The sequence below is a fragment of the Halalkalibacter alkalisediminis genome, assembly GCF_028610705.1.
GTDB lineage: Bacteria > Bacillota > Bacilli > Bacillales > Bacillaceae_D > Halalkalibacter > Halalkalibacter alkalisediminis.
Genome location: NZ_JAQQWT010000002.1, coordinates 58303 through 81052, shown reverse-complemented (window position 1 = coordinate 81052; position 22750 = coordinate 58303). Strand labels below are relative to the sequence as shown.

General features: G+C 34.7%; 19 protein-coding genes, 2 pseudogenes and 1 riboswitch. Of the genes and pseudogenes, 7 read left to right on the top strand and 14 right to left on the bottom strand.

From position 1 onward, the window contains the following. Nucleotides 1–316 precede the first annotated feature (316 nt). From PQ474_RS02900 to PQ474_RS02885, 5 genes are all read right to left on the bottom strand, one after another. The gene (locus PQ474_RS02900) at nucleotides 317–823 is read right to left on the bottom strand and encodes a GNAT family N-acetyltransferase (protein ID WP_273840431.1); all 507 of its coding nucleotides are present in this window, start codon (nucleotides 821–823) and stop codon (nucleotides 317–319) included. Nucleotides 824–841: 18 nt separating this feature from the next. Beyond that, on the bottom strand, nucleotides 842–1006 hold the full coding sequence (locus PQ474_RS26305) for an HAD family hydrolase (RefSeq protein WP_337956310.1): 165 nt from the start codon (nucleotides 1004–1006) through the stop codon (nucleotides 842–844). An 81-nt stretch (nucleotides 1007–1087) separates the two neighbouring features. Beyond that, a complete protein-coding gene (locus PQ474_RS26300; RefSeq protein ID WP_337956318.1) occupies nucleotides 1088–1258 on the bottom strand; it encodes an HAD hydrolase-like protein in 171 nt (56 codons plus the stop codon). A 789-nt stretch (nucleotides 1259–2047) separates the two neighbouring features. Then, the gene (locus PQ474_RS02890; protein WP_273840429.1) at nucleotides 2048–3583 is read right to left on the bottom strand and encodes a glycine betaine uptake BCCT transporter; all 1536 of its coding nucleotides are present in this window, start codon (nucleotides 3581–3583) and stop codon (nucleotides 2048–2050) included. A gap of 1109 nt (nucleotides 3584–4692) precedes the next feature. Continuing rightward, complete coding sequence (locus tag PQ474_RS02885; protein WP_273840427.1) at nucleotides 4693–4839, bottom strand: hypothetical protein; 147 nt, start codon at nucleotides 4837–4839, stop codon at nucleotides 4693–4695. 327 nt (nucleotides 4840–5166) lie between these two features. Between PQ474_RS02885 and PQ474_RS02880 the strand changes: the two are divergent. After that, a pseudogene (locus PQ474_RS02880) lies at nucleotides 5167–5288 on the top strand (IS30 family transposase); the annotation flags it as partial. A gap of 80 nt (nucleotides 5289–5368) precedes the next feature. On the opposite strand, the gene PQ474_RS02875 reads toward PQ474_RS02880, so the two are convergent. The 3 genes from PQ474_RS02875 to PQ474_RS02865 form a co-directional block, all read right to left on the bottom strand. Further along, nucleotides 5369–6262 carry a F510_1955 family glycosylhydrolase gene (locus tag PQ474_RS02875; protein ID WP_273840424.1) on the bottom strand — a complete coding sequence of 298 codons (894 nt, stop codon included), beginning with the start codon at nucleotides 6260–6262 and terminating at the stop codon, nucleotides 5369–5371. Between the two features lie 119 nt (nucleotides 6263–6381). After that, complete coding sequence (locus PQ474_RS02870) at nucleotides 6382–7953, bottom strand: multicopper oxidase family protein (protein WP_273840423.1); 1572 nt, start codon at nucleotides 7951–7953, stop codon at nucleotides 6382–6384. Between the two features lie 157 nt (nucleotides 7954–8110). Continuing rightward, nucleotides 8111–8461: an AbrB/MazE/SpoVT family DNA-binding domain-containing protein gene (locus PQ474_RS02865; RefSeq protein ID WP_273840421.1), complete on the bottom strand. Its 351-nt coding sequence runs from the start codon at nucleotides 8459–8461 to the stop codon at nucleotides 8111–8113. 766 nt (nucleotides 8462–9227) lie between these two features. Here PQ474_RS02865 and PQ474_RS02860 point away from each other — a divergent pair. Beyond that, entirely contained in the window at nucleotides 9228–9440 is a 213-nt protein-coding gene (locus tag PQ474_RS02860; protein WP_273840419.1) for an alpha/beta-type small acid-soluble spore protein, read from the top strand. A 138-nt stretch (nucleotides 9441–9578) separates the two neighbouring features. Here the strand turns inward: PQ474_RS02860 and PQ474_RS02855 are convergent, their stop codons facing one another. The 5 genes from PQ474_RS02855 to PQ474_RS02835 form a co-directional block, all read right to left on the bottom strand. Then, a complete protein-coding gene (locus PQ474_RS02855; protein ID WP_273840416.1) occupies nucleotides 9579–9686 on the bottom strand; it encodes a hypothetical protein in 108 nt (35 codons plus the stop codon). 145 nt (nucleotides 9687–9831) lie between these two features. Next, entirely contained in the window at nucleotides 9832–9957 is a 126-nt protein-coding gene (locus tag PQ474_RS02850) for a DUF4269 domain-containing protein (RefSeq protein ID WP_273840414.1), read from the bottom strand. Between the two features lie 417 nt (nucleotides 9958–10374). Beyond that, complete coding sequence (locus tag PQ474_RS02845) at nucleotides 10375–11010, bottom strand: FMN-dependent NADH-azoreductase (RefSeq protein WP_273840412.1); 636 nt, start codon at nucleotides 11008–11010, stop codon at nucleotides 10375–10377. A gap of 795 nt (nucleotides 11011–11805) precedes the next feature. Beyond that, entirely contained in the window at nucleotides 11806–14235 is a 2430-nt protein-coding gene (locus PQ474_RS02840; RefSeq protein WP_273840411.1) for a carboxypeptidase-like regulatory domain-containing protein, read from the bottom strand. Nucleotides 14236–14975: 740 nt separating this feature from the next. Further along, entirely contained in the window at nucleotides 14976–15236 is a 261-nt protein-coding gene (locus PQ474_RS02835) for a hypothetical protein (RefSeq protein ID WP_273840410.1), read from the bottom strand. A 429-nt stretch (nucleotides 15237–15665) separates the two neighbouring features. Here PQ474_RS02835 and PQ474_RS02830 point away from each other — a divergent pair, with 429 nt between their 5' ends. The 3 genes from PQ474_RS02830 to PQ474_RS02820 all read left to right on the top strand — a co-directional run bounded on the left by PQ474_RS02830 (nucleotide 15666) and on the right by PQ474_RS02820 (nucleotide 19030). Next, nucleotides 15666–16694, top strand: a complete 1029-nt coding sequence (locus tag PQ474_RS02830; RefSeq protein WP_273840409.1) for an ion channel — start codon at nucleotides 15666–15668, stop codon at nucleotides 16692–16694. A 63-nt stretch (nucleotides 16695–16757) separates the two neighbouring features. Beyond that, nucleotides 16758–16903: riboswitch (cyclic di-AMP (ydaO/yuaA leader) on the top strand. Between the two features lie 22 nt (nucleotides 16904–16925). Next, entirely contained in the window at nucleotides 16926–17630 is a 705-nt protein-coding gene (locus PQ474_RS02825; protein ID WP_273840906.1) for a potassium channel family protein, read from the top strand. 47 nt (nucleotides 17631–17677) lie between these two features. Then, complete coding sequence (locus tag PQ474_RS02820) at nucleotides 17678–19030, top strand: TrkH family potassium uptake protein (protein ID WP_273840408.1); 1353 nt, start codon at nucleotides 17678–17680, stop codon at nucleotides 19028–19030. A gap of 318 nt (nucleotides 19031–19348) precedes the next feature. On the opposite strand, the gene PQ474_RS02815 is transcribed toward PQ474_RS02820, so the two are convergent. After that, nucleotides 19349–20212: an SDR family oxidoreductase gene (locus tag PQ474_RS02815; protein WP_273840407.1), complete on the bottom strand. Its 864-nt coding sequence runs from the start codon at nucleotides 20210–20212 to the stop codon at nucleotides 19349–19351. 219 nt (nucleotides 20213–20431) lie between these two features. On the opposite strand from PQ474_RS02815, the gene PQ474_RS02810 reads away from it, so the two are divergent. Next, on the top strand, nucleotides 20432–20872 hold the full coding sequence (locus tag PQ474_RS02810; protein ID WP_273840405.1) for an Rrf2 family transcriptional regulator: 441 nt from the start codon (nucleotides 20432–20434) through the stop codon (nucleotides 20870–20872). Between the two features lie 769 nt (nucleotides 20873–21641). Then, nucleotides 21642–22318: pseudogene (locus PQ474_RS02805) on the top strand (DUF421 domain-containing protein). Nucleotides 22319–22750: the final 432 nt, after the last annotated feature.

Sequence of the window (22750 nt, the reverse complement as noted above, 5' to 3'; positions counted from 1 at the left end):
ATTTCACCTCCATTCAATTTTAACCCATTCACATTATTACGTCAAATTTATATTTTGCGTAATAATGTGAATGGAATAGCTATATAAAGAATTAGATCTCCTTGTTATATCTGTTGCACTACTTTCTAATTTTGCTCTTCATCGGCAATAAAGGCAATTGAATAATCATCGTATATTAAACCAACTTTATTTTCCTCGTCAATCATTGAATAAGAACCAGACTTGAAAATAGAGCTTACTTCTAGATCACTGGTTTTCTATTCAGTTGTTCCATCGAAGAACATGCAGTAAAGGTATATGTTAAATAAAGTAACAACTACAGTTTTATAAACACTTTAGACATTATATACTCACTGTATAGCGTTCCATTGATCATTAATGAATTCCGTTTCGTTCCTTCGATTTCAAAGCCTCGCTTCATATACAAAGAAAGACCCCTTTCATTCTCAGTTACAACAGTCAGCTCTAGTCGATACATTTGATTCGTAATGGCCCACTTTTCTAACTGTTGAAACAATTTTGTTCCTATACCGTGGCCTCTATACTCTTTTATAACTCCTATAACCAGATAAGCAGAATGTTTGTTCCTTTTGGTATTACCACCAATTGCTATGACATAACCGACAAGCTCACTCTCTTTATCTGCCACGAGAATTATTGAGTTGTTCGTTTTATTCATTTGTTGTAAAAATTTACGTTGTTGTTCTATAGTCATTTTTCTTTCCCCTGGTTCCATAAGCATAAATTCAGCTTCAGCTTCTACTTTTTGAATTAAGGAGATGAACCTTTCAGCATCCTTAGGGCTAGCTTCTCTGATCTCCATTACTGTTCCTCCGTAACTTCAAATAGAATGTATATTTTTAACAAGCCTAGGTAGCTTGACCAAATCATCTACAATAAAATTAGCTATTCTATTATTAAACTGAGCATCTTGTTTCCAAATCCCGATCATGCCAACACGTTGCGCAGCCTCCACATCATTTTCTGGATGGTCTCCAACAAACACTCACTTTCTTCCACAGATACATACATGTAATTTCTCTAACGCTCTCTCAAAAATCTCCTTGTCGGGCTTTCTTAGTCCTTCTCATTCTGACGCATCAAAGTATTTGTCGATCCCTAAGACTATAACGTTATCCATCTGAAACTGACCTTTCCCATTAGTATTTATCCCTAAAATAAGGTTGTTTCGTTTCAGTTCTTCTAACATTTCGATTAGATTAGGAAAAGAAACACAGTAATGTTTAAATTCAGTTATATAATCTTGAAGTAGCTCTTGCCAAGTAACTTTATTAACAGTAAATTCTTTAACTATTGCTGGTATACTTTATCTTTCCAAAACGTAGCCACGGTTATCAAGCTCTATAAACGTAGATGTGTATGTCTCTTTATTGATATGTCCTACACTCTTGTAATCTCTCATATTGTCTCTCAATAAAGAACTTGACTGGACGTATCACGGTCTAAATCAAATTAGTGCACATAAAAATGTCCCTCCTTCATTCTAACCAAAAGAATCAAAAAATAACATATTTTTCTTCTTAAAGGGGTGGCGTCCGAAAAATGTGATTTCACAACGAAGGAAAACCAAATGAAAAAAGCCAAATTTCTGGGTGCTGTAAGCGAGAAATTCGAATTTCGTTACCAATTAATTTTCTGTGCGATCATAACCTTATCATAAATTTTTTTATAAGCTACTTCAATGAATGATGATGGATTTAATTCTTCACTTTCAATGACAATAGCCATAGATTATATACATACTGATTAAAGAATATTTTATAAATCCTCTATTGTTGTTTCATTAACCCACAAGAAGCGACTGTCTTTATTGAATAATCGATCACCTTTAGTTACACAACAATACATTTAATCGCTAGTCGTTATCATTCTCGTTCTGGTGGTAAGCCTAGCACATCGAAAAAAGAAAACAAAAATGAAGATGACGAACAGATACAACTGATGAGGCAATTTATTTATGTTTATTCATTACGAAACTGGCCCCTCTTCCTAATTGGATGAGGGGCCAGTTTACCTTTTATATTTGTTAACTTGCTGTTTTTCCGATCATCTTTTTCTCTTTTAGCTTCCCTTTTTCATTATTTTTCTCTTTTAAATCTTTATTAAGCGCTTTGACCAATCCGTAGCACATGACTAATACAATAAATGTAAGTGGCAGTGCACTAACTATAATGGCTGTTTGTAATCCGGCAAGCCCACCTGAAGCCATTAACACTAGAGTTGATGCCACTAAGATAACACCCCAAGTTATTTTTACTCGTTTGGTAGGATTTAAATCTCCACCAGTAGTCAGCATACCTAACACAAAAGTTGCTGAGTCAGCTGAAGTAACGAAGAATGTGGTAATCAAGGCTACCGTCAGAATAGATAGGAGTATACCAAACGGCAAATGTTGATAGACGTAAAACAAGGCAGTCTCAAGTCCTTGACCCGATACGTTTAACCCTTGAACAAATTCTAAATAAATTCCTGTACCTCCAAAGACCGTAAACCAAAGAGCGCAAACAAGGGTTGGTACAAATAGAACGGCTACCATAAATTCTCGGATCGTCCTGCCTTTGGAAACGCGGGCAATGAACATACCGACAAATGGTGTCCATGAAATCCACCATGCCCAATAAAAGACAGTCCATCCTTGGGTAAAGGCTGATTCATTGCCATCAAAAGGCGATAAGCTTAAGCCCATTAAGGCAACATTCTGTATATAACTACCCAAGCTTGTCGTAAACATATTAAGTAAAAATAGGGTTGGGCCAAGAATGAGCATGGCAAAAAAGAGTAGGGTTGCTAAGGACATATTAACATTACTTACTAATTTAATCCCTCGCGAAATACCTGTGTTTGCTGAGATGATGAAAAGAACTGTTATGATACTCATGATCACCATTTGTACCATAAAGTTATTAGGAATACCGATAAGATATTCTAAGCCGGCGTTTATTTGTTGAGAACCAAGCCCTAAAGAGGCTGCTACTCCAAACAAAGTTGCAAAAACAGCTACGACATCGACCGTTTGACCGATGGGACCTTTCACCTTTTCACCAAGCACAGGGTAAAGCGTTGCACTCATTAACCCTGGTGCACCTTTTCTAAATTTTTGATAAGCAAGAGCTAAAGCAACAATGGCATAAATTGCCCAAGCATGCAAGCCCCAATGAAGCCACGTATAACGCATTCCGATAATCGCCGACTGTTCAGTATGACCATCACCAATTGGAGGTGAAGCAAAGTGAGCAATTGGTTCAGATACACCGTAGAAAAGTAAGCCTATCCCCATTCCTGCAGAGAATAACATTGCAAACCACGTCGGTCGACTAAATTCTGGTTGAGAATCTGCTTTTCCGAGTTTTATTTTTCCATACTTACTAAAGATCATAAATATTGAAAATACAAGGAAAAATGTAGCTACTAACTGATAAAACCAACCAAATGACTCAAGCATAAACCCTTGTGCTACGACCATCGCTTGACCTAGTTGTTCGGGGATAAGAATACCTATTAATACAAAAAGACTTGCGATACCGACGGAAACTTTAAAAATTGACCTATCACTTTTATCCATAAAATGACTTCCTCCCATATTTGTTTTAAGTGTTTATAAAATATATTCTGTATGAACAGTTTATTCATTAATTAAATCATAAATATCACAAAAAGGGAAAACGCATACTGAGCGATATTCCATGAATACTCTCGATACTTTTCTATAGGCTAAAATTATCTTACACTATTTATTTGATTGCTCTTAAATGGGATCACATTCTTCCGATTTCTATTTTTTCATAATTCAAAGATTCTCTTAATTAAAAATCAAAAATTCTAAAACTCTACATTGTGAGTTCACCCTAATTGTAGCAATAATATTTGGGTTATTAATTGGTAATTCCTTATAGTAATAAACCGCCTTGTTACTGAAAAAGCGCTCTTGCTGCTGTTGCAGTAACGCACCCTTAAGTGTAATCCTTCACAATGTTGCAAATTCACTTTCACTTTTACTTTAATGCGTTTGTAGAGGAATTCGCCTAACATACCTTTAAGTTGATACTTTATAACTTCAAATCCTGGTATCTGTAAAGTAATAGGATTAAAGCCATACGGAGACAATCCTGGCCCTTCATACAAACGATTTGAATTGTTATATCGTTAATATTGTCACGTTGATTTTCTTTACAATATTAACGATTTTTTCTGAACCAACATTAAAGTAATATTTATCAATAAATTTTTTATCTATTAAAATAGCCAAAATTAATCCGGGATTTGCCTTTGTTTTAGGTATAAATTAAAATTGAATGAAAAAAAGGGCTGTGATTAAAAAATCATGCCCCTTTTCAGTACCTTCGTTAAATCTACTGAGGTACAATTGGATTTTATTAAAGGAAGTCAAAAAGTGTCATACGGTTATCCTATCATTCTAAATTGAAGGTTTAGTTGGAATGAAATACCCTATTTTATTCACCTATGTATAGATTTGTTACGGATTGGTATCTGACATTCTATTTTATCAGTAGTTCGATCAAAAATATTTATGAATTAGGTCTAGCCTGCTACCTTATATTATTTCGGCCAACTTGTATATAACGACTCTTTCAATTGTTCTGATAATCCACACTAATAGGACCATCCCATACATCCATTCCTCCAGCCAAAGTAGCTATATTATCAAAACCATTAACCGGTTCGGTTCAAGAGTAGAAAATATTCAATCGCATACCAAAGAGCAGCACTAGGTTGGTTAACAACTAAATTAGCCAATGCTTTTTTGTCATCTTTAAATAAACACAAGCTCCCGATAGCTTGCTTACTAAGTGTATCCACAACAATAATGTCCTTCATTGGCTTTATGAAGGACATTTCCCTAGGGTTTCTGCGTTGCTTTGCTCTTCATCAGCTTGATGAAGGGCATTAGCTTTTCGATTTTTCAGCCTCGTTGAAAAAGAAGACGAGATGTTCGTGTAAAATACAGCACCATAAAAGTTTCTTAATAGCAGACCGTTTAATACTTGAAATAACAGTAATCTGCTGTCTAGTAGATAGTTGGGATTTGCGCTGCGTTATTGTTTGCTCATTTATGTGCCAAAATCTAAAATGCCGTGTAAATCACCAAATAAAAGGAGTCCAATTAATGCGCGAATGGAACTCCTTTTTCCACCTAAGAAGACCAATCTATCTCGAGTTCCAGAAGAAAATTTAGAGTTAGCATTGTATTTAATTAATCATCGTCCAAGAAAATGTCTTGGATGAAAACTTCATACGAAGCATTTTAGGAAGAAGTGTCGCAGTTAGATTGACAAACCGTCATTTGATATACTAACTCTACTCTCAAGTCATAATCAGACTCTATTTATTATTTTCTTTGTCCTTCTTCCGCTAGCACTTCCCATGTTCCTCCGAAGTCGGTTGTTTCATAAATACTTTGGTGGACTGATCCAATTATTATTCTTTGGTCGTCAGTTGGGTGATTGCTAATATACATAATGTAATCATCTTCTAACTTAAAATTAAGAGATACCCAAGTTTCTCCAAAGTCTTCACTAAAAAACAATCCCTCTTTTTCACCAAAAAGATAGGCAACTAACTCTTCTGAATTTGAATCAAGAGTATGTAGAGCGCTTGTACTTAGATTATTCTCTTTTAAGGTCCATGTTAAACCACCATCCGATGATTCATATAGCCCTTTCTCAGTCCCAGCAAGTAAGTAATCTGGAGATTGAGGGTGAGATATTAGTGAGAGTACGGAAGCTAAAGGTTCTGGTAACCCTGTTGAATCAAGCATTTCCCAGTCATAACCTCCATTGTTTGATCTGAAAAGGTTTGAGTTGTATACATCAATTCCATACATGATTTCTTTATTCCCCTCATTTATGTGTAGCAAATGAAAATCAACTTCTTCATAAAGAGCAATCGGTTCCCATGTCTCCCCAGAATCATGACTAATGATAACCCCTAATGGATCAACATAGTCAGAGCGAGTACCAGGGTGGCCACTCGAAATCATAGTTTTCTCGTTTATTATTGTAAAACCCATAAAGTCATGCTGATGTTCAGGATCACCTACTAAATTCCATGCGTCTTCATTCATATTTATTAAACCCATATGAGTAGCTAAGAAAATACTCTCATCGCTTTGGGAGTACTCCAAACCATGAATATGCATAAAAGAGTCAACCTGATTTGAGTCATTTGAGCAAGCTGTAATGATAAATAAAGCAAGAATGCTAGCCATTATTCCTTTTTTCATTTACACATCCCCTTTTCTAAATGTTTTCTTTTTTTAATGACCTAAGGTAGATAAGTATAGTAAAATTTACCTACCTTAGATCTTCAGTCCTTATTTTAACATGTTTTAATAAATTACTATTATTCAGGCTTATTCGGGATGCTAGGATCAGGCGTAAATGCAGGATCAAAACCTGTGTAACGGACTTCCGCCATCATACCCGCATTTGCATGATGAAATTCATGACAATGAAACATCCAAATCCCAAGATTTCTTGCTTCAAAAACAATTTCATATGTTTCACCTGGTCTGACATTTAACGTGTCTTTAACGATTGGTGAACCAGAGATCGGAGTCCCATCCTTAGAAATAACATTGAAGAATTCACCATGTAAATGCATTGGATGGTCAACGTCCGTATCGTTCACAAGAGTAAACTTCACAACATCTCCCTCTTCAACTTCATAGCTTTCATGGTCTGGGAACGATTTATTGTTAATCGTAAACGTTTCGCCACCATCATTTGTTCCAAGAATCATATCATACTCTTTTGTAATATTACCGACATTCAGATCTTTCGCTTCCCCGTATGTGGTAAAGTCAAAGAATGATGATACTGTTTCGGACGTTTGAATATCGTTGTCTTCATAACCATCATAAATAAATGGTATTAGAGACTGCAGTTTCTCTTGATTCTCTTCAGCAGAAACTTTAATTCCCCAAGCCCCCGGATTATCCATTTCTATCTCAACGTCATAACGTTCAGCAGGCGCGATACGAAAAGTCGTATTATTTAAAAATTCTGGTTCATTTACTGGCTGCCCATCGTAGTTTGTAATTTTAAATGAGTGTTCTGGTATAGAAACAACTTGAGTAAAAAGTCCCGCATTCACAAAACGAAGTTTCACTTTATTCCCTTCTTCCACACGAATGGCCTCAATTTGCGGAGCTGCTTTTCCATTAATCACCATCGTATCATACATTTTATTCATCATTTCTGAATGGCTTAACCCATCACTATCACCACTCATATCCATATTTCCATGGTCCATACTTTCATGATCCATTTCTTCTTCACTCATACTACCGTGTTCCATGGCCCCATGATCCATACTTCCATGGTTCATGTCTCCCATCCCCATAGAAGACCACTCATCGATTACAATTACTTTATCCAAATCGTACAGCTCACCATCTTTAGGCTCGACAATAAAGACCCCATAAAGCCCTTTCCCAACTTGTCTAGCACCATCTTGATGTGAGTGATACCAATATGTGCCCAGAACATTAGCCTGATATTCATACGTAAATTCCTCACCAGGCATAATTGCATTTTGTGTCACACCTGGAACACCGTCCATTTCATTTGGAACTGGAAAACCATGTAAATGAAGGGCTGTTGGTTCCTCAAGTGAATTGGTTACATTTAGTACTACTGTATCTCCCTCTTGAACTCTAATTTCTTCCCCTGGCAAACTACCATTATATGTCCACGTATCATCCATAATTTCATCATTGAACATCCAGTGGACTTCCGTAACATTAAGATCGAACACTTTCATTCCATCCTCCGTTAGCGCTTCTTGAGTTTGTTCCTGTTCCTGAGGTTCACCATGTCCCATTGTTGAATGGTCAACCGCATCATTTGAACAGCCCGCTATCACAAATGACAAAGCAAGCGTTATTCCAGCTAAACTATATGACTTTATCAATTTTTATTCCCCTTTTCCTTTAAATTGATTGCTTAATTACTACTTAAGTGTAAATAAAAATTGTATAGAAATTATGAAGATAGAAAGGTATTGCATTAAATTTCAAAAAAATGTCAGATTACTTTCTCATAGTAGATAACTTAGTAGTGAATTTCTGTTACAAATTAACCTTCTTTAGTAATAGACCATTTTCATTTTTCACTAGATAAATGTGAAACATGTCACCCTTACACAATCCTAAAGCTCTTGTTAACTCAGTAGGGATCCGAATAGAACCTCTATCACTAACCACCATTTTGTTTTCTAATGAATGATTCGTGTACTTTCGGATAAATAAATCATTTGAACCTTCCTCTAATCCAATAATTACCTCTTCTCCAGGTAGAATGAATAACTTTTTTCTAATCGAACCTGGAATGGTAACATCCTGTCTATGTTTTAAACTACATGTTAATTTACTATCAATTAATTCCTTAGCTTTTTCTTTCTTATAACTAGTTTCTATCATCTATCAACACCTCATATCAATTACTATCATTAGAATAGAATTAATGTTTCAAGAAAGTGTGAAGAAACACAATATTTACGAAGGTAATTTAAGGAATATAAAATCTGTTAAAAGATTTTAATTTTTTTTAAACCGAATAAATACCTATTTAAAATCCTACTCAATATGACCAGACAACCGTTACCAACAAAAATGATATTGTAACAGTAATAGGAAAGTTATCTTATCAGTCGGTTATATCATCGCCTATACAGAAGTATACTCTCTAACTCTTAAGAAAGTTCTTCATATTCAGGTGAACATGGGTAGTCATAGACTACACTGTCACACACGACAAACTACATTGATTACCAATACAAAAAGAGTGCCTCCGACTAAGGAGCACACCCTTCTGATCGTGATTGGGATCAAGTTCAAGATACTTGGGGACGAATTTATTCAGAGTCGTTCCCTACATCAGGATATGAGCATGTAGAAGCCCTGAATTTTTAGCAAGCAAAGATTATAAAAGTGAGATTTGAAATGCCGTTGTGAATAAAATAACATATTAAAAAGCTTAATTTCTATATCTTGTATAATAATCATATTAAAATGGGTTATGCGATGTTATAACTATTGGCTATGTACGTTGATGAGAATATAACAATAATAAAAGTGCGAGATTGTGGTGGTAATATTTACCTCCTGTTGTAAGTTACTTTTCATGAATATAAATAAGCATTCTAAAAAATACTATTCTCAAAACCAAGAAAGAGGTGTTTTAATCATGGCAAGTAACAACAATAATTCAAATCAATTATTAGTTCCAGGTGTACAGCAAGCGTTAGATCAGATGAAATATGAAATTGCTTCAGAATTTGGTGTTCAATTAGGAGCTGACACGACTTCCCGTGCAAATGGCTCTGTTGGTGGAGAAATTACAAAAAGACTTGTTCAAATGGCTGAACAGCAAATGGGCGGTTCTCAGTATACATCATAACTAATCTAGAAAAGGCACTTACTTTACTGTAGGTGCTTTTTCCTAAATAAAACTCCAAGTTGTTTCTATTTAATTAAGTTACGCCTTTATCTTTTCCGTATTTTATTAGAAGTGTATAAAGATCGTCTCCATCTAAACCTAAAACCTTACAAAACGCTTGTTCTGTTTGTACCCTTGTTTCTTTAGCGATATTACCTCTTCTCTCATACTTGGATGTTCCACAAGTAAGTAACCCTCAATTTTCATTTGTAAAAATGCATATTGTTCCTTAACATTTGCCCGAACAATTTAAACTCAAACCCTTCATAGAAGAAGTTTGCTTTAATTATCAATACATTCCTAATTTTATATTTGCTTAATTTAAACCCTTTCATTTCTCCATATAAAGCCTTTACTCGTTCCTTAAATGATTAAATTCATTAACTTCCATAATAATATCTAAATCTGAACCATCAATATCAATCTGTATTGGTAAAGTACCACATAGTAAAGGAGTATAAGCTATTAATTCTTTCATAATTCTTTACTCATTTATTAAGTTATAAGCACGTTGTGGTTTTTCGTTTCCCATTTTCAAATATTCAATTGTTGAATATCATTTAGATAATATAAATAACTCCTATCCAAGCTGGATGTTTACTTCTTTTTTCTCCTTACTCCTTATACTCACCTGTCCTCCACCATTATTATAAGAATTGAATAATACAGGGTAGTATTCTATTTCCCTTCTTGATTGTATTTGATTAAGTTGTTTCCCGAAAAAGTAAAAAACAACATCACCTATTATAAAGATTGGTAAAAAAGTACACAAAATGAGCATAAAAAATGGAAACGAGATGGAAATACCTTCTGTTTGCAATGCCTGTACTTCAAGCATTCCACCCTTTAATTGAAGATCAAATAAAAAAGCCAACAATTGTTGGCTTTTTGAATTCTAAAAGGTATGGGCTAAATCCTTAGCTCGTGCAATTGCATTTTCTTTAATTTCTTGTGCTTTATCAGGCATTGCAGCGTGACCTTCTACAAATAAGCCTTCAAATGAAGGTACTCCATAGAATTGCATGATAATGTTTAAATAACGATGACCCATTTCCATTTGAGCAGCTGGTCCGTCTGAATAGATTCCTCCACGAGCTTGTATATGTAAAGCTTTTTTATCAGTTAAAAGACCTACAGGACCTTGTTCTGTATATTTAAATGTTTTACCAGCAACAGATACTGAGTCAATATAAGCCTTTAATACTGGAGGGAAAGAAAAATTCCACAATGGTGTTACAAAAACATATTTATCAGCTGATATAAATTGTTCACATAGTTCGGACAATCTACCGACTTTTTCCTTTTCGTCTGATGAAAGTTCTTCAAAGCCCTTTCCAGATTGTAGTTTGCCCCAACCACTAAAAACATCTACATCAATTTGTGGAATATTTTCCTTATAAAGGTCAACATTCAAAATTTCATCGTTTGGATTTTTCTTTTTGTATGTGTCTATAAAAGCTTTTCCTACTGCCATACTGTAAGATTGAGTGTCATCATGAGGATGAGCTGTGATATACAATAATTTTGCCATTTTGTACTCCTTCTTTCTTCCTGGATTTTCATTTTAGTTTGTGTGAATTTATTAAAATATATTATTGATTTCTAATTCATTTATTTTTAATTTACGATCATTTTATATAAAGTGATTTTAGATTGAAAAGAACTTGGTTATATAAAAATAAAAAAGGGATGTGCTTTATGAAACACCCCTTTTATGTAATATTATTCGACTTTACTTATATAAGGATTTCCACTTATATTTTTTCTGGTTTCTTCTGTTATTTCAAATTCTTCATTGTTGTTTGCTTCACTTTCTAAAGCATCAACGTTTTGAAAACTTTCATCATAATGTATTGGTTTACTATCTATGAAATTTCACCCCCGTCAATAGTAGTATATGCATTATTTTACTAATTATTTAATAGTATTAATAGACTATTTTAAAAATTTAAAAAATATATTCCTTGTTCAACTAACCTCCCTCTATAAAGAAAGAGATAGCTCGTTCTTGAAATAACGTTCCAGCTGCTGTTGCCGGAACGCCTTGTTAAATTATAAGAGTAGGCAACAAAAGTATACCAGGTATTAACGTACTTTGAGTTAGAAAAACTCTAAAATGTTTTGACTACTTGTTTTTAAATTTGGTCAAAAAATTATTTAACTAATCACACCAACAATTAAAAAAGGATTATTAGTACAATAACCAAAAGCACTACTTTTTTCTTGAAAGCACGCACTCCGCAACAAAATTAAACAGAAAAGGATTAGGCCAACAGTATAAACGTTGAACACCAATCCTTTTAAAATAATCAATTTGTAGTAAATTTTACGGGATTATAGTACCTTCCTGTAACTCAAGATCTAGAGTAGAAACTTCTTCACCATTCACAATCGCAATTCCTCCATGAATGATAATTGGCAGATAAAAAGATACTGTCTCTTTAAAAGTATCCACATACAGCAACTCGTATTCTCCATCAGATAATCGGAATTTATATGTTCCGTCATAACCAATCCAACCATCCTGCCAGTCAATCCAATCGCCCTCATCATTAACCTTTACGACAGCAACATAACCATCTCTTATTACTTTCCCTTTATTATAGACTTTTCCTGACAAAGTCACAGGGTTTGCTTGAATCTCTAATAGTTCTTGCGCCTCTCCATTTATAAGTAACTGTCCTGATTGAATAGTGAATGGCTTACCAGAGACAAAGGACGTTCCATCATACAGATAAACATAATTCATTTGATAATCTCCATCGGGCAAACGGAAAGAAAAACTTCCTTCTTCATTAGTCCATCCCCAGAAATAATAATATTCGCCATCTGGGTCCGTCGTAATTGAATGAATGGACACATCTCCTTGGACCGGAACCCCATTGTCTGTAAGGTTGCCGAATAATGTAACTGGAGGTACCTCAATTTCCAATCTCTTTGCTAATTCGTCATTTACATACAACTGACCATTACGAATCTCAAAAGTTAAATTTACATAAGTGTTAGAGCCCTCACCTGTATAAACATCTCTGACTATATAATGGCCGTCCGGCAAACGCATCGTAAACGTTCCATCCTCGTTAATCCATTTCCAATAATAAAAACCTTCTTCTATTGAAATGACACCTATTTCTCCACTATCGAGAGTGTTGTCGCCTTCTTTTAACAGACCGTTCAAGGTCACTGGTGGAACTTGGAGTTCAAGGATATCCAGCTTCTTCCCATCAACATAAAGCTGACGATCCTTTATTTCAAACATTTTTGAAAGCGGAATTCCTTCATGTTCCTCATAGAGGTACATCCAAGTAACTTTATATTCACCATCAGGTAACCGTAGTGAATAGATTCCATTTTGATCGGTGGTAGCATAATGCCACTCATAACTGTCCTCTGATATTTTCTCAATATCCACATGACCATGGAGGCTATCTTCTCCATCTACGATTTTCCCCAAAAGCGTAACAGAAGGCAAATCAATGTTCAAAGAGGTAATAACCTTGCCATCTTGGATGAGCTTTCCGTTTTGTACCTCAAATGAAATGTCTACTCTCGTATAACGATTCAATTCATCAACATACGAAATTCGGTAGTTACCATCATTTAGTCTATAAGCAAATTTTCCTTTTTGATCAACAGCTGCACCGAAATAATCTTTTGTATAGCCATCTTCATCGAGTTGCTCAATATCTATATAACCATAGGTCAATGGATTCTTTCCATCATAAACCGTACCCTTTAAGCTGATGGTAGGAATCTTTGCATCTAAAACTGAAACTTGTTTTCCATCAACGAAAATGTTGCCATCAACGACTGTGAACCTCTGATAATCCCAAGCATAATACGTTTTGTCCGCTATACTAAGTGAATACTCACCATCAGGCAACTCTCTTAATTGAAATTCACCTTTGTTGTTTGTCGTAACAGCTTGAATAAACTCAAAGTAATAGTCATCTTCATCGATGACTTCTTCTAAAATAATATCAGCACCTGACAGAGGCTTTGAGTTATCACGCACGATGCCTTTATACCGATTCTCAGGCAGCATTACTGTCAGAGAACTCTCTTGCTCGCCATTTACATATAGATCTTTGCCAACTACAGAAAAAGAAAGATCATAACGATAATAGCCTCCATTTACTAATACGCCCCACATATAATAATTCCCATCAGAAAGAGCTGCCGTAAATTGTCCATTATTTTTACTCGAAATGACAAAAATTTCTTCTTCATACTCTACATCTGTGTGTTTAGCAATCAAAAGATCACCTTTAAGCCCTTTTGTCCCCTCAGTTAATGATCCTTGAACATTATGCTGAGCTTTTCTTTTAGACTCTTTCCTCTTACTTTTCTGAGTAAGATTGATTTCATTCTCTTTTGCTCCTTCTACCTTGCCATCTTCTACGTAAAAAGAAGCGTTTGTACTATACCATGTTTCATCCTCAATGACAGCTTTAATCGTATACGATCCATTTGGTAACTTTGTTTTTAGCTTACCAGTCGAGTCTGTTAAAACTTGATATGACTTTGCCGATTTACCCTTTTCTTGAATGAAGAGAGATGAATTTCTTAACTCATGACCCTCTAACTTCACTTTAGCTTCAAAACGATGTATCTTAATCTCTTTCTCGGATTTCATTGCTTGATAATGATCCTGATTTCTGTTTTGATTTGTCTCAGCTAACGCACTGACAGATAAACTTCCTAATAAAGTAATAAGCAATGCAAAAAATAATGATTTTCTTAACAAACTAACCATCCCATTTCCTCCCAAAAATTAATAAAATAAAAGATATTTAAATTGAACTCCTCTCCACGGAAGGCCGCATTAATACTAGCGCTAAAGTTAATTCAACAAGCTTACATTTTTTTCCTGCTAACTTTCCGTTAATATAAATATTTTTTTCTGGGTCTTTTAGAGGTTGCGAAATATACAGTTTAATACAGTGAGAGTTTTTCCATAAAAAAAGCCGATTAGCGTTTGTTCGTTGACCATTATCAAGTTAGTCTTAAATTGTTATTTATACTGAAAAGCTGTTATTTTAATGATATTATTTGATTTATTTATCTTTCAAAAGATGAGATATCTTGAACCTTGTGGATTAGGTAATCCTAAATCCATTTTGCGCTCTCTTTTTCTTCTGTTCCGTAATTAGTATAGTTTGAGGAATGCAACGTCACGCTAAAATTACATGCACCAAACACGAAGAAACCAACCAAAATTGCTTTTGAAGTTCATGGCTACTTTATTGGAGAAGCACCAGTCGGTTACATAAGGTTTTCTTTGGGTCTACTTACTCGCTACTTTGTCCTGAGACACAAACTGTGATTATTACAAAAATAAGCGAGAATGTAGAATAGAACCAAGGTCGAGGTTGACCTTGGTTCTATAGATCCTTTTGTAACATAAATACTTCAAGTACATTACTTACATTTGTTTATTCACTGTAAAACTCAGAAAAATATGAGAGGCTAAATGAGTTATTATACATCTATTAATTATCTATATATCAATATTTCACCTTCTACCTCTCCATCTATAACCTCAATTGATGCGCCACTATCGTAGATATTTCCAATCACTTTATCCTGAATAGTGATTACAGAATCTTTATTTAGATGGATATTTCCTTTTACTTTAGCTTTCAAATGTAGTTTTGCACCACTTAACACCCTGATATCCCCTTCTACGCTTCCCATTACCAATGTATCAGTTTCGATTAACAAATCTTGTTTATTATTCCCAGTTATTACTTTCATTTTAACCCCCTCTTCGAAACATTCCTGTTTCAACTACAATTACCAATACAATATTTCTACATATTCCACCCATAGTAATAAGACCGTCTTTACAAACAAATACTTCAACAATTATGTTTGCAATGATACCTTCAAACTTGACACGTATTTAAGATATTCAATATCTCCAACTCCCTAATTTTACCATAAATTCACGTAAAAAATGACAAATTATTAATTTGTATTTACATAGCAAAAGTAATCTCCCTCCTGCACTCGAATAAGACATCTCTCAAAACCAATTGTTAGAGTACCTCGACAAACCTTAGTCCTAATCCTGCCAACAAATTAATTGATTACACTTTTCTTCTCATGACTTAACTTTTTTTATATTTCAGCTTAGACAGGGAAATATAAAAAGATTGTTATGGTAAATAAGGAGGTTATTTAATGCTTTTTATATTTGAGATCATGAGAATGACTGTAAGAATAAAAAAGTTAACACTTCTTTTATTAACACTTATCTTCTTAATAAGTAGCGCATTTATCATGCATTGGTTAGAACCAGAAATGTTTGTTACCCCTTTTATTGGTTTTTGGTATGTTATGACAACCGTCACGACAACAGGGTATGGAGACTTTGTGCCAGAAACCACAATGGGGCGTATTTTTGGACTTTTTTTATATTTAGTTGGCATCGGTTTAATTGGGATTGTCATTGGAAAAATTGTTGAGGGTTTCGGTATATACCGCAAGTTAAAGGAGGAAGGGAAATTGAGATATAAAGGTAAGAATCATTATGTCATCATCGGCTGGACGAATAAGGCAAAGCATACAATGAATGAGATCATGGAAATAGATGATTATGCCAAAATTCTGGTTATTGATTCATTAGGAAAGTCCCCCATTGAGCATGAAAGATTTTCTTATATACAAGGAGATCCCACAGATATAGAAACATTAGAAAAGGCTAATATCCTTGAAGCAAAAGCTGTTTTAATTTTCACGAGAGATATGGAGTATAACCCTGTCACAGCAGATGGACAATCATTATTAATCGTTTCATCTATTGAGAGTTACGCTGTAGAAATGAATAAAGAGATTTACACAATAGTTGAAATTCTCAAGGAAAAGCACATATCAAATTTTGAGCATGCCAATGTGGATGAATTTATTATTGCAGATGAAGCATTATCTGACCTTATGGCTAAAGCTGCTGTTGATAAAGGATCAAGTAAACTGATTATGGAACTTTTAAGTAGAAGAAGCGGCGTTGACATACGAAAAATAAAGAAAAAGCAAATTTGGAAGACGTATAATGATGCTTTTGATGATTTAAAAAAGTTAGGCGCAAATTTAATCTCTGATAGAAATGACTTTAACATTCTCGCGAAATTGGAAGAGCGGATTCCTACTGAGGCAGAGCTTTATGTCATTTGTAGTAAGGAAGCCTATGAAAAAATCATGGAAGTTCGTTAAAAAATATGTATTGACATGTTCCATAAAGAGGAGTAAATTCACTAATAGTTAAAAATTATATAAAACCTTTATTCGCTTAATCATTTTGAGCGGGGGAACCATTTTTGATGGATCATATACCATCTTGGGGTGAATCTTACCTAGTAAGAAGGGATACTCTTAGTCCCTAATCCGACAGCTAACCTCGTAAGCGTTATGAAAGAGAAGGTTCATTTGGGACCATTCTTTGTGATGGTCTTTTTTATTTGGAGAAAAAAGGAGAAGTTTGGATTGGCAGACAAAAAGAAACAATTCGCTGTTATTGGTTTAGGTCGTTTTGGTGGTAGCATTTGTAAAGAATTATTTAGGATGGGGTATCAAGTGTTAGCGATTGACATTAATGAAGCAAAGGTTACTGAGTTTTCACAATATGCCACACATGCTGTTATAGCAAACTCTGCAGATGAGAAAGCTCTACTTTCCTTAGGGATCAGAAACTTTGAACATGTAGTAGTGGCGATCGGTGATGATATACAAACGAGTATACTAACAACACTTGTGTTAAAGGAATTGAATCTACCGAATGTATGGGTAAAAGCGCAAAATGCTTATCACCATAAAGTTCTAGAAAAGATAGGTGCTGACCGAATTATCCACCCAGAACACGATATGGGCATTCGGATTGCCCAACATCTAACCTCAGAGAAAATTGTAGACTATATTGAATTATCAAATGAGTACAGCATCGTTGAGTTATTAGCTACGAGTAAAGTTCATAATAAATCGCTGATTGATTTGAATATACGAGCTAAGTTTGGTTGTACCATCCTTGCGATTAAACGTGGTGAGGATGTAAATGTTTCCCCTATGCCTGAAGAAGTCATTATTGAAAAGGACCTTCTTATTGTCATTGGACATAAGAATGACTTAAAACGTTTTGAGGATGAAGGATTGTAGATAAGAAAAACCATAAAGTAAATAATATATCAAAGAAGGTTTTATATATGGCTAAAATAAAAGAGCATTTAAGTCATCTTTCAGCTGTTCAAATTATTGTTTTGTATTACGTTGTTGCTGTAATTGTTGCAATGGTTTTATTTAGTTTACCCATTGCACGAAATCCTGGAACGCAATGGGGGTTCATAGAAGCTCTTTTCACTGCTGTGAGTGCAGTAAGTGTAACAGGACTAACGGTTGTTTCGACCGCAGAAACCTTTAGTGTGCCAGGTACCTTTATTCTAGCTTTTGTACTACAATTTGGTGGAATTGGAATTATGACATTAGGAACATTTGTCTGGATGCTCTTTCGCCGAAAGATTGGATTACGAGAAAGGCAATTGATCATGACCGATCAAAATCGCGGAGAAATGGCAGGATTGGTTATGGTCATGAAACAGATTCTGATTATGATTCTAGCGATTGAGGCTATCGGGGCACTCATTCTTAGTATCCACTTTCTACAATATTTCCCGACTGGGCAAGAAGCATTTATTCAAGGTTTCTTTGCCTCAGTAAGCGCAACAACCAATGCTGGTTTTGACATTACAGGAAGCTCCTTAGAGCCCTTTGCCCATGATTATTTTGTACAATTTGTGAATATGATTTTATTAGTGCTAGGTGCCATTGGCTTCCCTGTTCTAATTGAATTAAAAGAATTCCTAACGGCAAAAGAAAAAACATTTAATAAGCGCTTTTCACTATATACAAAGTTAACAACTACAACGTTTGGTTTACTGGTTCTGGTTGGGTTTCTTGGGATCCTTTTATTAGAAAGGAATCATTTCTTCCTTGATAAATCTTGGCATGAGACATTTTTTTATGCCCTTTTCCAATCTGTAACGACTAGAAATGGCGGATTAGCTACAATGGATGTTGCAGAATTTTATATTCCTACACAGTTATTTTTGAGCGCCCTTATGTTTATTGGAGCATCTCCAAGTAGTGTAGGTGGTGGAATTCGAACCACTACTTTTGCCATCATTATTTTGACAATTTATACTTTTGCTCGTGGAAGAAGTTCTATTAAAATATTTGGAAGAGAGATTGATCAGGAAGATATGTTAAAGTCTTTTATAGTCATTAGTGTGGCAATTATGCTTACGGCATCAGCGGTTATATTTCTTGCCTATATTGAGCCATTTCCTTTAACCGCGATTATCTTCGAGGTTTGCTCGGCATTTGGAACGACAGGATTATCGATGGGGATTACTCCAGACCTTAGTAATGCTGGTAAATTAACGTTAATCTTCTTAATGTTTGTTGGTCGAATCGGTGTCTTTGCATTCTTATTTATTATTAGAGGAAAACTCGCGGATGAGCACTATCATTACCCAAAAGAGAGAGTGATCATTGGGTAATTAGTAACTAAATACTTCTAATAGCCCTTTTATCTAAACTTAAAACAAAGACGTTCATAATGTTAAATATATATGAGGCTGTTATTACCGAAATATAAAGCCTATATCTTAGATTACCAAGTAATTTTTATCGTCCAATCCTTTCTCAATTAACGTTACTCGTTATTTTAAGTTTAAGTTTAAGTACAATTCTTCACGTTCTTTTAGCATTGACTTTGAAAAGAGCCCCTAACAGATTGAATTCAGGTAATCTTTATTTATAAAAAACCGACCTTCCTAATATGAAAGTCGGTTTTTAAATAAGTTCAATTAAACTGATTAAGAGATATCTTTAACAATTTGAGTTAACCCCTCACTGATTGGTGTAGCTGGACGTCCAAGAAGTGTTTCGAAATCATTACTCTCAATTTCTAGTGTACCTTCTCGTATACCTTTTTGGATGTCAACAAGAAAAGGTATGAGGAAATCTGGAACACCAGCACCTTTCATAATATCTGTATAAGTAGCATCATCAACCTGTTGAACAGGTACTTCTTTACCCAATACAGTGCCAAGGGCAGAGGCAAATTCGTCCTGAGTTATTAACTTTCCAGAAAGCTCGTAGATGGTGTTTTCATGCCCGTTACCAGAAAGTACAGCAGCCGCAGCCTCTGCATAATCTTGTTGTAATGCCCAGCCTACTCTGCCATTTCCTGCTGACGTCACCCAAGGCGCTCCTACCAGTACACCTTGAATTCCTGAAACTTCATTCTCCAAATACCAGTTGTTACGTAAGAAGGAGTAAGGTATGCCTGTTTTTATAATAGCTTCTTCTGTTGCTTTATGCGTAGGGGCAAGGAAGTTTTTACTTTCCTTTGCGTTCGCAATGCTAGTATAAGCAATAAATTTAACCCCAGCACGCTCAGCTGCAGCTATCGCATTACTATGTTGCCTAATCCTTGTTTCATTGTCCCCATCCGCAGAAATAACTAAAAGCCTGTCAATACTTGCAAAAGCAGAATCCAATGTTTCTGGATGGTCAAAATCTCCTTGGTGAACTTCTACTCCACAAGCCTGTAATCCTGCTGCTTTCTTTAGGTTGCGAACACTTACAGCAAGTTGATTTGCTGGTACGGTCTTCAATAATGTTTCTACAACTCTTGTTCCCAATTTTCCTGTTGCTCCTGTTACTAACATTTTCATTTGTATATTCCTCCAATTATATTATTTAAACCATTCATATTCGTCCTGTATCCACCAGGAATACATGTATTCATTATGGATACTTCTTGTTGATTTGTCAACAGAATTCATAAACCCTTTTTCATTTTTTACAAATTTTAATGTATAATATGTTGTAATCAAATTACATACATGATTTTTGTAATAAATTTGCAATCAAGTATAAGGTAGGTGAATGATTTGTCCATCAGTAGCAGATTTTCCGTTGGTATTCATATATTAGCTCTTATTAACTTAAATAAAGAGGGCATAAGCTCATCGGAATTTTTAGCAGGGAGTGTAAATACGAACCCAACCTTGATAAGAAAAATTATGGGTATGCTAAAAAAAGCAGGATTAATCGAGGTACAACCTGGTATTGCAGGAGCAAAACTAGCGAAGGAACCCTCAAATATATCATTACTTGACGTTTATAAGGCGGTTGATGTTGTTCAGGAAAAAGAATTGTTTAATGTTCATGAAAATCCGCACCCTGAATGTCTTGTGGGCAGAAACATCCAAGATTCTATCACTCCTGTATTGTCAGCAGCTCAGTTAGCTATGGAAAAGGTACTAGAAAATGTAACCATTGAAGATATTGTAGAGGATATTGGTGAAAAAGAAAAAGGTAAAATACAGTAATAAACTACAAAAACATTCTTAAATGGCTAACGGTTCGGTATATGGGGAGAAATTACGAATAGACTTGTTCAAATGGCTGAGCAGCAAATGGGCGGTTCTCAGTATTAATCATAACAAATCTAGAAAAGGCGCTTACTTAACTGTAAGTGCCTTTTCTTACAATAAAAATATTCGCCTTTCGTTTTCTAGCCTGAGTGAAATTATTTATTACTAGTTTGTATTAGAAATAATTATTAGACTAGAGCCATCAAATTGTACGCGTAGCCTTACATGTATGTATTTACGCACAAATAGTCTAATTTCATAAAATCTTTTCACCCCCTCTAGGATCTTGTTCAATAAATTAAAAATAAGGAACGGTGATCCCAATTTATGAAGTGATACAAATAATAGTTACGATTAATATATGAAATGGCCGACCGCCTCATAATTTACTTAAAATCACCCCAGCTAATACACCTAAAGGCATGGCGACCCGAATAATAAAATGACGAGCAGAGAATATTTTCCCGTTATATGATTGGGCAAAGTTTGTTGAACAATGGTCGTATTATGAACACTAAAAACAGCCATAACGAACCCTCCAATCACCCAGTTGAACCAAGTAATAGTATCTGCCAGTTTGATAGGATTGATCCAGAGACTCTACTTGTTGAATGTGAGTGAAAACTTCAGTAGGAATGAGGTCAGTTTCTTATTACTTTCATTGAGTATTGTACCCTTAACTGGTTAAAAATAGGTATGTGAAACAATAAGGAGGTAAACATAAGTGAATACAAACTTTTTCCATCTAACAATTGAGTTGATTATTGGGTTTATTGCACTAATCTTGGTAACGAAGATACTTGGAAAAACACAAATTACACAACTTACTCCCTTTTATTTCATTTCTGCCCTGATACTGGGAGAGCTATTAGGAAACGCTATTTATGACAAGGAAATAGGAATACAATATGTTCTTTGGCATTAACATTATGGGCGACACTTATTTTCACCGTTGAGATGATTACTCAAAAATTTAAAAAAACAAGATCTCTGCTTGAAGGGAAACCTTCGATTGTTATTCGAAACGGAATAATTGATTTTCAAGAGTTGAAGAAAAATCGTCTTGATATCAATCAATTACAAAATCTACTTAGAAAAAAAGATGTTTTTTCTGTTCGTGAAGTAGCCTACGCTATTTTAGAATCGGATGGATCTGTCAGTGTAATGAAAAAATCATTGTATGATTCCAAACAAGATATAAATGTGATAGCCAAGCCTGTTTTCCTACCTACCACCGTTATTTCAGATGGAGAAATTTTATATGACAATTTAGAACAAGCAGGCTACAATGAAGAATGGCTGTTTAATGAGCTAAACAAATTGGGAATTGCTAATATAAAACAAGTATTTTATGCAGAATGGCTAGAAGGAGATTCTCTTTTTGTAAATAATTATCGCTAGTTTGCAATGACAAGAGGGAAAAACTTATAAAACAAATCTATTCAATTTAAAGAAATTAAATTAATAACCATGCTGTTTTCCATCATTACAAAAAGCCTTTAACCGTACAATAGATTATTTTAATTGTATATTTTATTAAAAAAAGCAATTATTATAGGTAGTTCGACTCAAAATACAACTATATTAAAAATCGCATTGGATTTAACTTTCCAATGCGATTTTTAAAGATACTTCCATATCATACGTATTACCTTGAGCATCAACTAAGTAATCTCTTACACTACTTATCCAATTTCCGCTTCTCTTTTAAAAGGAACTGAAACTCCTTTTCTAATTCTTCACATGGTTCGATACTTAATCGACTTAGTACTTCTGAAATTTTCTTTCCTAATAAAAGCCGTTTTTCATTTATGACCAACTAACCCGATCGAT